This is a genomic window from Streptomyces sp. CA2R106 (assembly GCF_037034245.1).
GTDB lineage: Bacteria > Actinomycetota > Actinomycetes > Streptomycetales > Streptomycetaceae > Actinacidiphila.
The window spans coordinates 113,627-125,233 of the sequence record NZ_JBAGKC010000010.1 but is presented as its reverse complement, the minus strand read 5'-3'; the positions used below and the strand labels follow the sequence as shown (position 1 = coordinate 125,233).

Sequence of the window (11,607 nt, the reverse complement as noted above, 5' to 3'; positions counted from 1 at the left end):
GTGGCGAAGGCGAAGTTCGAGCGGACTAAGCCGCACGTCAACATCGGCACCATCGGTCACATCGACCACGGTAAGACCACCCTTACCGCGGCGATCACCAAGGTGCTGCACGACGCGTACCCGGAACTGAACGAGGCCTCGGCCTTCGACCAGATCGACAAGGCTCCTGAGGAGCGCCAGCGCGGTATCACCATCTCCATCGCGCACGTCGAGTACCAGACCGAGTCGCGTCACTACGCGCACGTCGACTGCCCCGGTCACGCGGACTACATCAAGAACATGATCACCGGTGCCGCGCAGATGGACGGCGCGATCCTGGTGGTCGCCGCGACCGACGGCCCGATGCCGCAGACCAAGGAGCACGTGCTCCTGGCCCGCCAGGTCGGCGTGCCGTACATCGTGGTGGCCCTGAACAAGGCCGACATGGTGGACGACGAGGAGATCCTGGAGCTCGTCGAGCTCGAGGTGCGCGAGCTGCTCTCCGAGTACGAGTTCCCGGGCGACGACCTGCCGGTCGTGCGGGTGTCCGCGCTCAAGGCCCTCGAGGGCGACAAGGAGTGGGGCGAGAAGCTGCTCGGCCTGATGAAGGCCGTGGACGAGTCGATCCCCACCCCCGAGCGCGACGTCGACAAGCCGTTCCTGATGCCGATCGAGGACGTCTTCACGATCACCGGTCGTGGCACTGTCGTCACCGGCCGTATCGAGCGTGGTGTCCTGAAGGTCAACGAGACCGTTGACATCATCGGCATCAAGCAGGAGAAGACCTCCACCACGGTCACCGGCATCGAGATGTTCCGCAAGCTGCTCGACGAGGGCCAGGCCGGTGAGAACGTCGGTCTGCTGCTCCGCGGCATCAAGCGCGAGGACGTCGAGCGCGGCCAGGTCATCATCAAGCCGGGTTCGGTCACCCCGCACACCGAGTTCGAGGCGCAGGCGTACATCCTGTCCAAGGACGAGGGCGGCCGCCACACGCCGTTCTTCAACAACTACCGCCCGCAGTTCTACTTCCGTACCACGGACGTGACCGGCGTGGTGACCCTCCCCGAGGGCACCGAGATGGTCATGCCGGGCGACAACACCTCCATGACGGTCTCGCTGATCCAGCCGGTCGCCATGGAGGAGGGCCTGAAGTTCGCCATCCGCGAGGGTGGTCGTACGGTGGGCGCCGGCCAGGTCACCAAGATCAACAAGTAAGCCCTGCGGGCTCGCTGAGCCGTAGGTAGGTGCCCCACTCCGCTTGGAGTGGGGCACCTTTTGCGTGGGGCGGGTCAGCCGGTGGCGTCCTCACCGCGCTGTTTCAGCGCAGGAGCCGGTCGGCGGAGCGGGCAGCCGCGTAGCCGAGGGCGGCGGTCAGAAGGGCCGTGGCGGCGGCGACGCCGGCCGGGGCCGCGGTGGACAGGGTGACGGCCAGCACGGTCACCGCGACCAGCGGCCCGGCCGCGTACCAGGCGAGGTAGATCAGGGGCCCGGGGGAGCCGACGGGGGAGCCGCCCCCCAGGAACATCAACTGGGTGCGGGCCGGCCCGCGGCAGGCGCCGTAGAGCGCGGCCGCGGTGAACGGGAAGGCGCACAGCGGCAGGTAGAGCAGGGCGACCGGCGCGCCCCGGACCGCGAAGGGGACCGCGGCCAGCAGCCCGAGGACGGCGCCGCCCAGCGCCGGCACGGTGCCGTGCTGGAGCATCAGGCTGCGCAGCCGGTACGGCGACCAGGCCGCGCGCCGCAGGTCGTCGGTCTCGACCCGGGCGGACTCCGCGAGCGCGCCCACCGCGAGGTAGCCGCAGACCAGGCCGATCACCAGGCCCACCGGGCGCCGCTCACCGCCCAGGTCGGCGCCGAGCCCGGCGGCGGCCGCCGCGGCCGCCGTCCACAGCACCGCGCGCCCCACCCTCCCGGGGGCGCGCAGCAGCGTCAGGGCGTCGCGCCAGGCGACCGCCAGGTAGCGCGCCGCCCGGCCGCGCGGCGGCGGCAGCCGGACCGTACGGGTGGCGTCACCGCCGGCGGCGGAGAGCAACGCGAGCTTCGCGGCGCGCAGTTCGAGCGACCAGGCCACCGAGGCGACGGTGGTGGCGGTCGCGGACCTCGCGCGCAACTGCGCGGTCGGTACGGCCGCGGCCTCGCGGTGCGCGCCCGCCACGGCCGCGGCGGTGGCGGCGAGCAGCAGGGCGGCCGCGGCCGGCCAGCCGGGCGCGGCGCCGCCGCAGGCGCGGACCACCGGCTGCGCGGCCCAGCCCCAGGGGCCCGACCACAGCTCCACCCACTCCAGCGGCCGGCACCGGTGCCCGGCCCCGGCCAGCGCGGTCTGCGCGGCCAGCGCGGCGAGCAGCGCGGCGGCCGGCGCGGTCCAGCGCCGTACGTCCCGGGCCCGCTCCGGGCGGCGCTCCACCGCCATGCCGACGGCCGTCGCGAGCAGCGGCAGGCACAGCGCGGCGGGCAGCACCGCCAGCAGCGCGCTGCCGAGCGGTGCCTGCCCGGTGACGCGCAGCGCGACCGCGCCGGCCAGCCCGCCGAACACGCCGGGCAGCAGCGCCAGGCCCGCGGACAGCCGGAACCAGGGCCGCAGCACCGCCGCCCGCCGGACCGGCTGCGCCAGCAGCCAGCCCACCGCCGGACCGGGCAGCACCACGGGCCCGCGCCACAGCGCGTCCCGCGCGGCGACCAGGAACAGCAGCAGGCCGAGCCCGGTGAACAGCGCGGGCAGGCCGCGGGTCAGCCCGGCGCCGAAGCCGCCGTAGTCCGCGCCTTCGCTGAGGCCGTGCAGGAAGTGGTAGGCCAGCCCGCTGCCGTAGCCGGCCACGGCCAGCAGCACCGAGTACAGCAGGACGGCCAGGTCCCGGCCCTGCTGCCGCCGGTGCGTCTTGCGCTTGGCGCGCAGCCACGCCAGCGTCTCCGCGGTCCGGTCGTCGTCGGCCTCGCTCCAGCCGCCGGAGGCGGTCTCCTCGGCCGGATCGGGGGCGTCGGCGGTGCCGGCGGCGTCGGCGGTGCCGGCGGGGCCCGTCGCGCCTTCAGGGCCGTGGGGCTGCGCGGCCGCGGGCGGGGCGGTCATGCGGGCGTGCCCAGGTGGGGGAGGACCTCGGCGGGCGGGCCCTGCGCGGCCACCTGGCCGTCCTCCAGGGCGACCAGGTGGTCGGCGACGGCCGCGGCCAACTCGGGCTGGTGGGTGGCGAGCAGGACCGCCACGCCGCTCTCCTTCTCGGCGACCAGCAGCTCCGCCAGGCGGCGGCGGGCGCCCGGGTCCAGCCGCTGCTCGGGCTCGTCGAGGACCAGCAGGTCCCGCGGCCGGACCAGGGCGGCGGCCAGCAGCAGGGACTGCATCTGCCCGGAGGACAGCGCGCCCGGCAGCGCGTCGGCGTGGTCGGCGAGCCGGCGGTCGGCCAGCACCTGGTCGATCCAGCCGGCGGCGTCGTCGACGGCGTGCGCGACGGTCACCAGCTCCAGGTGCTCGCGCACGGTCAGGTCCGGGTAGCAGGCCACGGTGTCGCCGACCACGGCGACCCGGGCGCGCACCTCCGGGTCGTCCTCGCTGATCGGCCGCCCGGCGAACAGGGCCTGGCCGGTGCTGGGGGTGTCGCGGCCGGACGCGATCCGCAGCAGCGTCGACTTGCCGGAGCCGTTGTGCCCGAACAGCGCGGTGCACGTCCCGGCGGCCACGTCCAGGTCCAGCGGCCACAGGGCCCGCCGCTGCCCGTAGCTGCGGCCGACCTTCCGCAGCCGCAGCAGCGCACCCGAACCGTGGGCCTTCACCGCCATCACGTGCCTCCCTGCACTAGGTGGGTCCCCGTGACCCTAGTACGGCCGGCCGCGCAGGCGGCGGGGCGTGTCGGGTTGGCGACCGCCCGCCCCGGTGCGGAGTGCAGGACCCGACGCACGCCGCACGTCGCCGGACCTTTCCCACCCTCACGGTTTGGCCCGGACCCACTTCTGGTTGGAGGTGCCGGCGCAGTCCGCCAGCTGCAGCTTGGTCCCGTTGCCGGTTCCCTGGTTGACCGCGGCCACGCACTTGTTGGCGAGGATGCTCACCAGATCGCCGCCCGCGGTGGTGTTGAGGGTCCACACCTGGGCCGGGCCGCCGTTGCAGTTGGCCAGTTGGACCGTGGTGCCCGCGGCCGTGTCCGCGTTGGCAACGTCCATGCACAGTCCCAGCGAGTGGATGGTGCCGCGGTAGTCGGACGACCCGTCCAGGACGAAGGTCCACTGCTGCCAGGCGGCGCCGCTGCAGTCCCACAGCTCCAGCGGCTTGCCGTCCTTGCCCCCCGGCGCGACGCCGTCGGTCACCGTGATGCACCGGTGGGAGCCCCGGCCGACCAGCTCGACGGCCGAACTCCCGGTGGCGGGCGGCGTCGTGTGCGTGGTGCCGCCCCCGCCTCCGCCGCTGCTTCCGCCGTGGGTGGCGCCGTGGGTGGCGCCGCCTCCACGGGTCGCGGTGTCCTGCGGTGTGGTGGGCACCGCCGCACTCGGGGTGGTGGTGGCCGGCTGTGGCTGCACAGGTGCGGAACTCGGGCTGGGGAGCACGCTCGCGGTGCTCTGCTGGACGAGTGGCGTGGCCCGGCTGCTGAGGGCGGGCGCATGGGTGAACCAGAGCGCGACGCCGGCGATGATGAGCCCCAGGCAGATGGTGAGGACGGTCAGGAGCCAGCGGGGCAGGACGCCGCGCTGGACGTAGGAGCCGTCCACGTTCAGCGGGCTGACCCCCGAGCGGGACACCGACAGCCGGTACGGCCGGTTCTGCTTGGGGCCGATCCAGATGATCTGGCGGGGCTTCAACGTGGCGGCGAGGAAAGCCGCTCGGCCCGGCTCGATACGGACGTTGGACGGGACGATCTCGTAGCCGAGTTGGTCGCCGTTGTCCTCGCCGGTCACGACGGCGGTGAGGGCGGTGTTGCCGAGGTTGTCGACCGCCAGCCTGGGCCGTCCCCGGAAGCGCCCCTTGACGGTGTGCGGGACGAGTTCGGCGCGCACCTCGACGAACGGCGTCACCGTGATGTTGCCCTCCGGGACGGTGGTCGCCTCGGGCTGCTCGGACGGGGTGATCTGGACGGCGTAGGGGTGCGGCCCGGCGGTGGCGTCGGGGGTACGGGGCGGCGCGACGGTGAGCTCGACCGTGCCCGTGGTGCCCGGGTAGAGCCGGAGGGTGGCTGGTTCGGCGGTGATGTAGGGCGCGAGGTCACCGACGACGGTGAAGCGGTACTCGTCGACGACGTCGCCGGTGTTGCGGATGCGGAGGCGTACGGGCACAGTGCTGCCCGCGTCGACGGTCGTGGACGCGGGCTCCAGGGAACTCCATAGGCTCACCTTGGAAAGTTACAGGGGCGGGCGGGTGCCGGGGCAGAGCGCCAACGGGCCACCTTCCGCGCCCCACAGCGCCTGCCGCGCCGTCCTCGGCCATCGCGACATGTCCGGACTCGCCCCGCCAGGGTTTGGGTGTCCCGGACCACGGGGTAAGCTACCCGGCTCGATTGGCGTCCGGTGCGTCCGGTATGGCAGACTACCCAAGTTGCTCGGTCGAGCGCCGATGCTGCGCGCCTCCCGTCGGGGGGACCGGAAGCGAGTCCCACAGTACTCGTCGTCCATATCTGCCCTCCGGGCAGCGCTGGGGCGGACGTACGGGAATCTTCCGGGAAGCGTCAGTGCGGCTCCGGCCAGGCATCCGGTGGGTGGTATCTCCCACGCACATCCCTGGCGCAGGGCCTGTTCCGCATGCGGAAAGCCATGTGCGAGAGAAGCGACACGCCCGACCGCGTGGGTCGGACAAGCGGATGCCAGAGCGTAAACAGAGACAAGGACTACGGAGTAGCCATGGCGGGACAGAAGATCCGCATCCGGCTCAAGGCCTACGACCACGAGGTCATCGACTCCTCGGCGAAGAAGATCGTCGAGACGGTGACCCGTACTGGTGCGCAGGTCGCGGGCCCGGTGCCGCTGCCCACTGAGAAGAACGTGTACTGCGTCATCAAGTCGCCGCACAAGTACAAGGACTCGCGCGAGCACTTCGAGATGCGCACGCACAAGCGCCTGATCGACATCCTCGACCCGACGCCCAAGACCGTTGACTCGTTGATGCGCCTGGACCTGCCGGCCGGCGTCGACATCGAGATCAAGCTCTGAGAGGCGCGGAGAAGATGACCAAGCAGATCAAGGGCATCCTGGGCGAGAAGCTCGGCATGACCCAGGTCTGGGACGAGAACAACCGTGTCGTCCCGGTGACCGTGGTCAAGGCCGGCCCGAACGTCGTGACCCAGGTGCGTACCAACGACGCCGACGGCTACGAGTCGGTCCAGCTCGCCTTCGGCGAGATCGACCCGCGCAAGGTGAACAAGCCCCTCAAGGGCCACTTCGCCAAGGCCGACGTCACCCCGCGCCGCCACCTCGTGGAGCTGCGCACCGCCGACGCCGCCGAGTACACCCTGGGCCAGGAGATCACCGCCGAGGTGTTCGAGGCCGGTGTCAAGGTCGACGTGACCGGCAAGAGCAAGGGCAAGGGCTTCGCCGGTGTCATGAAGCGCCACAACTTCAAGGGCCTCGGCGCCGGCCACGGTGTCCAGCGCAAGCACCGCTCGCCCGGCTCCATCGGCGGCTGCGCCACCCCGGGCCGCGTGTTCAAGGGTCTGCGCATGGCGGGCCGCATGGGCAACGAGCGGGTCACCACCCAGAACCTGACCGTCCACGCCGTTGACGCGGAGAAGGGCCTGCTGCTCATCAAGGGCGCGGTTCCCGGTCCGAACGGCGGCCTCGTCCTGGTCCGCAGCGCGGCCAAGGGGGCCTGAAGGATATGAGCACCAGCATCGACATCCTGTCGCCCGCGGGCGACACCACCGGGACCGTAGAGCTCCCGGCCGAGATCTTCGACGCCAAGGTCAGCATCCCGCTGATCCACCAGGTCGTCGTCGCGCAGCTGGCCGCTGCCCGCCAGGGCACGCACAAGGTCAAGACGCGTGGCGAGGTCCGCGGTGGTGGCAAGAAGCCGTACCGCCAGAAGGGCACCGGCCGCGCCCGCCAGGGCTCGACCCGCGCGCCGCAGTTCGCCGGCGGTGGCGTCGTGCACGGCCCCGTGCCGCGCGACTACTCGCAGCGCACGCCCAAGAAGATGATCAAGGCCGCCCTGCGTGGCGCCCTGACCGACCGCGCCCGGCACAGCCGCATCCACGTGGTGAGCGACCTGGTCGAAGGCAGCACGCCGTCGACGAAGGCCGCGAAGACGCTGCTGGGCAAGATCAGCGAGCGCAAGAACGTGCTGCTCGTCGTCGAGCGGTCCGACGAGGCCGGGTGGCTGTCCGCCCGCAACCTCCCCCAGGTGCACATCCTGGAGGCGGGCCAGCTCAACACGTACGACGTGCTCGTCTCCGACGACGTGGTCTTCACCAAGGCCGCCTTCGACCGCTTCATCGGTAACGGCGCCGCCGAGACCGAAGGGAGCGACGCCTGATGGCCGAGCAGACCGCACAGACCGAGGCCGCCGACCAGGTGCCGGCCGCCGAGATCACCAGCAAGACCTTCACGGACCCGCGCGACCTGCTGATCAAGCCGGTCGTCTCCGAGAAGAGCTACGCGCTGCTGGACGACAACAAGTACACCTTCGTCGTCGACCCGCGCGCCAACAAGACCCAGATCAAGCAGGCCGTCGAGACGGTCTTCCAGGTCAAGGTCACCGGGGTCAACACGATCAACCGGCAGGGCAAGCGCAAGCGCACCCGCACCGGTTTCGGCAAGCGCGCGAACACCAAGCGCGCCATCGTGACCCTTGCCGAGGGCGACCGCATCGACATCTTCGGCGGCCCGGTCTCCTGACGGAGATCGGATCGAGTCGAAGTCCGGAATATTCCGAGGACTAAGAATGGGTATCCGCAAGTACAAGCCGACGACCCCGGGCCGTCGTGGCTCCAGCGTCGCCGACTTCGTCGAGATCACGCGGTCCACGCCGGAGAAGTCGCTGGTCCGCCCGCTGCACAGCAAGGGCGGCCGTAACAACGCCGGTCGAGTGACCGTTCGTCACCAGGGCGGTGGCCACAAGCGCGCCTACCGGGTGATCGACTTCCGCCGGCACGACAAGGACGGCGTGCCCGCGAAGGTCGCGCACATCGAGTACGACCCCAACCGCACCGCGCGCATCGCGCTGCTGCACTACGCGGACGGCGAGAAGCGCTACATCCTCGCCCCCGCCCGCCTGCAGCAGGGCGACCGGATCGAGAACGGCCCCGCGGCCGACATCAAGCCGGGCAACAACCTGCCGCTGCGCAACATCCCGGTCGGTACCACGATCCACGCGATCGAGCTGCGGCCCGGTGGCGGCGCCAAGATCTCCCGCTCCGCGGGCGCCTCGGTGCAGCTGCTGGCGAAGGAAGGCAACATGGCCACCCTTCGCATGCCGTCCGGCGAGGTCCGGATGGTCGACGTCCGCTGCCGCGCCACCATCGGTGAGGTCGGCAACGCCGAGCAGTCGAACATCAACTGGGGCAAGGCCGGCCGCATGCGGTGGAAGGGCGTCCGCCCGACCGTCCGCGGTGTCGCCATGAACCCGGTGGACCACCCGCACGGTGGTGGTGAGGGCAAGACCTCCGGTGGTCGCCACCCGGTCTCCCCCTGGGGTCAGAAGGAGGGTCGTACTCGTTCTCCCAAGAAGGCGAGCAACAAGTACATCGTCCGCCGCCGCAAGACGAACAAGAAGCGCTAGGAGCGGGTTTAGATGCCGCGGAGTCTCAAGAAGGGGCCCTTCGTCGACGACCACCTGATCAAGAAGGTGGATGTCCAGAACGAAGCCGGCACCAAGAACGTCATCAAGACCTGGTCCCGCCGCTCGATGATCGTCCCGGCCATGCTGGGCCACACGATCGCGGTGCACGACGGCCGTAAGCACGTCCCGGTGTTTGTCACTGAGTCGATGGTCGGCCACAAGCTCGGCGAGTTCGCGCCGACCCGTACCTTCCGCGGTCACGAGAAGGACGACCGCAAGGCGCGGCGTCGCTGATCCAGCGGCGAGAAGCGACCGACCATGACAGACACTGAAGGGACAACCATGGAAGCCAGGGCCCAGGCGCGGTACATCCGCGTCACGCCCATGAAGGCCCGCCGCGTGGTGGACCTCATCCGTGGCATGAACGCCACGGAGGCTCAGGCGGTCCTGCGTTTCACGCCGCAGGCCGCGAGCGAGCCGGTGGGCAAGGTGCTGGACAGCGCCATCGCCAACGCCGCGCACAACTACGACCACACGGACGCCGAGTCGCTGTACATCAGCGAGGCGTACGTGGACGAGGGTCCGACCCTGAAGCGGTTCCGGCCGCGCGCCCAGGGCCGCGCCTACCGCATCCGCAAGCGGACGAGTCACATCACCGTGGTCGTTGCCAGCAAGGAAGGGACCCGGTAATGGGCCAGAAGGTTAACCCTTACGGGTTCCGGCTCGGCGTCACCACGGACTTCAAGTCCCGGTGGTACGCCGACAAGCTCTACAAGGACTACGTCAAGGAAGACGTCGCCATCCGCCGGATGATGACGCAGGGCATGGAGCGGGCCGGCATCTCCAAGGTGGAGATCGAGCGCACCCGCGACCGCGTCCGCGTCGACATCCACACCGCCCGGCCGGGCATCGTCATCGGCCGCCGCGGCGCGGAGGCCGACCGTATCCGCGGCGACCTGGAGAAGCTGACCGGCAAGCAGGTCCAGCTCAACATCCTCGAGGTGAAGAACCCCGAGATGGACGCGCAGCTCGTGGCCCAGGCGGTCGCCGAGCAGCTGTCCTCCCGGGTCTCCTTCCGCCGTGCCATGCGCAAGAGCATGCAGGGCACGCTGAAGGCCGGCGCCAAGGGCATCAAGATCCAGTGCGGCGGCCGCCTCGGCGGCGCCGAGATGTCCCGCTCCGAGTTCTACCGCGAGGGCCGGGTGCCCCTGCACACCCTGCGGGCGAACGTGGACTACGGCTTCTTCGAGGCCAAGACCACCTTCGGCCGGATCGGTGTGAAGGTGTGGATCTACAAGGGCGACGTGAAGAACATCGCCGAGGTCCGCGCCGAGAACGCCGCTGCCCGCGCCGGCAACCGCCCGGCCCGCGGCGGCGGCAACGAGCGTCCGCAGCGCCGCGGTGGCGAGCGCGGCGGCCGTGGCCGTCGTCCCCAGACGGACGGAGCCCCGACGGCCGCCAAGGCCGAGGCGCCCGCTCCCGTCGACGCGGCCCCGGCTGCTGAGACCCCCGGAACGGAAGGCTAAGTACCATGCTGATCCCCCGTAGGGTCAAGCACCGCAAGCAGCACCACCCCACCCGGCGCGGTATGGCCAAGGGCGGCACGGAGCTGGCGTTCGGCGAGTACGGCCTGCAGGCCATCACGCCCGCCTACGTGACCAACCGGCAGATCGAGTCCGCTCGTATCTCCATCACCCGGCACATCAAGCGTGGCGGCAAGGTCTGGATCAACATCTACCCGGACCGCCCGCTGACGAAGAAGCCGGCTGAGACCCGCATGGGTTCCGGTAAGGGTTCGCCGGAGTGGTGGATCGCGAACGTCAAGCCCGGTCGGGTGATGTTCGAGCTGTCCTTCCCGAATGAGAAGGTTGCGCGCGAGGCGCTGACCCGCGCCGCGCACAAGCTTCCGATGAAGTGCCGCATCGTGCGGCGCGAGGCAGGTGAGTCGTGATGGCGGCCGGTACCAAGGCGACCGAGCTGCGCCAGCTTGGCGACGAGGACCTCGTCGGCAAGCTGCGTGAGGCCAAGGAGGAGCTGTTCAACCTCCGCTTCCAGGCGGCCACCGGACAGCTTGAGAACAACTCCCGGCTCAAGACCGTCCGCAAGGACATCGCCCGGATCTACACCCTCATGCGTGAGCGTGAGCTCGGCATCGAGACGGTGGAGAGCGCCTGATGAGCGAGAAGAATGTGACTGAAACCAACGCGCGCGGCTTCCGCAAGACCCGTGAGGGCCTCGTGGTCAGCGACAAGATGGACAAGACCGTAGTGGTCGCGGTCGAGGACCGCGTGAAGCACGCGCTCTACGGCAAGGTCATTCGCCGCACCAACAAGCTCAAGGCCCACGACGAGCAGAACGCCGCCGGCATCGGCGACCGCGTGCTGCTGATGGAGACCCGCCCGCAGTCCGCGACCAAGCGGTGGCGTGTGGTGGAGATCCTCGAGAAGGCCAAGTAGCCCAGTAATTCCTGCGGGGAGTCCCTCGCAGGACGGTTCCGCCAGGCTCGGCGGGTGCCGCGCGGGACACCCCGTGCGGCACCCGCCGGGAACCGGCAGACAAACAGGAGATAGACGTGATCCAGCAGGAGTCGCGACTTCGTGTCGCCGACAACACTGGTGCCAAGGAGATCCTTTGCATCCGTGTTCTCGGTGGTTCGGGTCGCCGCTACGCGGGCATCGGTGACGTCATCGTCGCCACCGTCAAGGACGCGATCCCCGGTGGCAACGTGAAGAAGGGCGAGGTCGTCAAGGCTGTCGTCGTGCGCACCGTCAAGGAGCGCCGCCGTGCCGACGGCTCGTACATCCGCTTCGACGAGAACGCGGCGGTCATCCTCAAGAACGACGGTGACCCGCGCGGCACCCGCATCTTCGGCCCGGTCGGCCGTGAGCTGCGCGAGAAGAGGTTCATGAAGATCGTCTCGCTCGCGCCGGAGGTGCTGTAAC

General features: G+C 70.6%; 16 protein-coding genes. 13 read left to right on the top strand and 3 right to left on the bottom strand.

What is annotated here, in order from left to right:
- Window positions 1-1,194 (top strand): elongation factor Tu, encoded by a 1,194-nt coding sequence (gene tuf / locus WA788_RS17370; RefSeq protein WP_335978256.1) that lies wholly within the window; start codon window positions 1-3, stop codon window positions 1,192-1,194.
- Window positions 1,195-1,297: 103 nt separating this feature from the next.
- Here tuf and WA788_RS17365 read toward each other — a convergent pair whose 3' ends face one another.
- The 3 genes from WA788_RS17365 to WA788_RS17355 all read right to left on the bottom strand — a co-directional run bounded on the left by WA788_RS17365 (window position 1,298) and on the right by WA788_RS17355 (window position 5,289).
- Window positions 1,298-3,043, bottom strand: a complete 1,746-nt coding sequence (locus WA788_RS17365) for a hypothetical protein (RefSeq protein ID WP_335978255.1) — start codon at window positions 3,041-3,043, stop codon at window positions 1,298-1,300.
- Window positions 3,040-3,747 carry an ABC transporter ATP-binding protein gene (locus WA788_RS17360; RefSeq protein ID WP_335978254.1) on the bottom strand — a complete coding sequence of 236 codons (708 nt, stop codon included), beginning with the start codon at window positions 3,745-3,747 and terminating at the stop codon, window positions 3,040-3,042. Before WA788_RS17360 ends, WA788_RS17365 begins: the two co-directional genes overlap by 4 nt.
- 147 nt (window positions 3,748-3,894) lie before the next feature.
- Window positions 3,895-5,289, bottom strand: a complete 1,395-nt coding sequence (locus tag WA788_RS17355) for a ricin-type beta-trefoil lectin domain protein (protein WP_335978253.1) — start codon at window positions 5,287-5,289, stop codon at window positions 3,895-3,897.
- 504 nt (window positions 5,290-5,793) lie between these two features.
- On the opposite strand from WA788_RS17355, the gene rpsJ reads away from it, so the two are divergent.
- The 12 genes from rpsJ (at window position 5,794) to rplN (ending at window position 11,606) form a co-directional block, all read left to right on the top strand.
- Window positions 5,794-6,102: a 30S ribosomal protein S10 gene (gene rpsJ / locus WA788_RS17350; protein WP_014144312.1), complete on the top strand. Its 309-nt coding sequence runs from the start codon at window positions 5,794-5,796 to the stop codon at window positions 6,100-6,102.
- Window positions 6,103-6,116: 14 nt separating this feature from the next.
- Window positions 6,117-6,761, top strand: coding sequence for a 50S ribosomal protein L3 (gene rplC / locus WA788_RS17345; protein ID WP_103886919.1), 645 nt, complete (start codon window positions 6,117-6,119; stop codon window positions 6,759-6,761).
- Between the two features lie 5 nt (window positions 6,762-6,766).
- Window positions 6,767-7,420, top strand: coding sequence for a 50S ribosomal protein L4 (gene rplD, locus WA788_RS17340; protein WP_335978249.1), 654 nt, complete (start codon window positions 6,767-6,769; stop codon window positions 7,418-7,420).
- Window positions 7,420-7,782 carry a 50S ribosomal protein L23 gene (rplW, locus tag WA788_RS17335; RefSeq protein ID WP_335978247.1) on the top strand — a complete coding sequence of 121 codons (363 nt, stop codon included), beginning with the start codon at window positions 7,420-7,422 and terminating at the stop codon, window positions 7,780-7,782. The genes rplD and rplW overlap by 1 nt, the downstream gene beginning before the upstream one ends.
- Before the next feature lie 46 nt (window positions 7,783-7,828).
- The gene (rplB, locus tag WA788_RS17330; RefSeq protein ID WP_335978245.1) at window positions 7,829-8,665 is read left to right on the top strand and encodes a 50S ribosomal protein L2; all 837 of its coding nucleotides are present in this window, start codon (window positions 7,829-7,831) and stop codon (window positions 8,663-8,665) included.
- 12 nt (window positions 8,666-8,677) lie between these two features.
- Window positions 8,678-8,959: a 30S ribosomal protein S19 gene (rpsS, locus tag WA788_RS17325; protein WP_202235517.1), complete on the top strand. Its 282-nt coding sequence runs from the start codon at window positions 8,678-8,680 to the stop codon at window positions 8,957-8,959.
- A 48-nt stretch (window positions 8,960-9,007) separates the two neighbouring features.
- Entirely contained in the window at window positions 9,008-9,355 is a 348-nt protein-coding gene (gene rplV / locus WA788_RS17320) for a 50S ribosomal protein L22 (protein ID WP_073492408.1), read from the top strand.
- Complete coding sequence (gene rpsC, locus WA788_RS17315; RefSeq protein WP_335978243.1) at window positions 9,355-10,191, top strand: 30S ribosomal protein S3; 837 nt, start codon at window positions 9,355-9,357, stop codon at window positions 10,189-10,191. The genes rplV and rpsC overlap by 1 nt, the downstream gene beginning before the upstream one ends.
- 5 nt (window positions 10,192-10,196) lie before the next feature.
- A complete protein-coding gene (gene rplP / locus WA788_RS17310) occupies window positions 10,197-10,616 on the top strand; it encodes a 50S ribosomal protein L16 (RefSeq protein ID WP_335978241.1) in 420 nt (139 codons plus the stop codon).
- On the top strand, window positions 10,616-10,840 hold the full coding sequence (gene rpmC, locus WA788_RS17305; protein WP_202235520.1) for a 50S ribosomal protein L29: 225 nt from the start codon (window positions 10,616-10,618) through the stop codon (window positions 10,838-10,840). Before rplP ends, rpmC begins: the two co-directional genes overlap by 1 nt.
- Complete coding sequence (gene rpsQ, locus WA788_RS17300; RefSeq protein ID WP_202235521.1) at window positions 10,840-11,121, top strand: 30S ribosomal protein S17; 282 nt, start codon at window positions 10,840-10,842, stop codon at window positions 11,119-11,121. The genes rpmC and rpsQ overlap by 1 nt, the downstream gene beginning before the upstream one ends.
- Before the next feature lie 116 nt (window positions 11,122-11,237).
- Window positions 11,238-11,606 carry a 50S ribosomal protein L14 gene (rplN, locus tag WA788_RS17295; protein ID WP_037912379.1) on the top strand — a complete coding sequence of 123 codons (369 nt, stop codon included), beginning with the start codon at window positions 11,238-11,240 and terminating at the stop codon, window positions 11,604-11,606.
- The last annotated feature ends 1 nt before the right edge of the window (window position 11,607 follow it).

Coding starts and splice junctions, on each gene's coding strand:
- WA788_RS17365 (WP_335978255.1), bottom strand. CDS start 3,043: ATGACCGCCCCGCCCGCGGCCGCGCAGCCCCACGGCCCTGAAGGCGCG.
- WA788_RS17360 (WP_335978254.1), bottom strand. CDS start 3,747: ATGGCGGTGAAGGCCCACGGTTCGGGTGCGCTGCTGCGGCTGCGGAAG.
- rpsJ (WP_014144312.1), top strand. CDS start 5,794: ATGGCGGGACAGAAGATCCGCATCCGGCTCAAGGCCTACGACCACGAG.
- rplC (WP_103886919.1), top strand. CDS start 6,117: ATGACCAAGCAGATCAAGGGCATCCTGGGCGAGAAGCTCGGCATGACC.
- rplD (WP_335978249.1), top strand. CDS start 6,767: ATGAGCACCAGCATCGACATCCTGTCGCCCGCGGGCGACACCACCGGG.
- rplW (WP_335978247.1), top strand. CDS start 7,420: ATGGCCGAGCAGACCGCACAGACCGAGGCCGCCGACCAGGTGCCGGCC.
- rplB (WP_335978245.1), top strand. CDS start 7,829: ATGGGTATCCGCAAGTACAAGCCGACGACCCCGGGCCGTCGTGGCTCC.
- rpsS (WP_202235517.1), top strand. CDS start 8,678: ATGCCGCGGAGTCTCAAGAAGGGGCCCTTCGTCGACGACCACCTGATC.
- rplV (WP_073492408.1), top strand. CDS start 9,008: ATGGAAGCCAGGGCCCAGGCGCGGTACATCCGCGTCACGCCCATGAAG.
- rpsC (WP_335978243.1), top strand. CDS start 9,355: ATGGGCCAGAAGGTTAACCCTTACGGGTTCCGGCTCGGCGTCACCACG.
- rplP (WP_335978241.1), top strand. CDS start 10,197: ATGCTGATCCCCCGTAGGGTCAAGCACCGCAAGCAGCACCACCCCACC.
- rpmC (WP_202235520.1), top strand. CDS start 10,616: ATGGCGGCCGGTACCAAGGCGACCGAGCTGCGCCAGCTTGGCGACGAG.
- rpsQ (WP_202235521.1), top strand. CDS start 10,840: ATGAGCGAGAAGAATGTGACTGAAACCAACGCGCGCGGCTTCCGCAAG.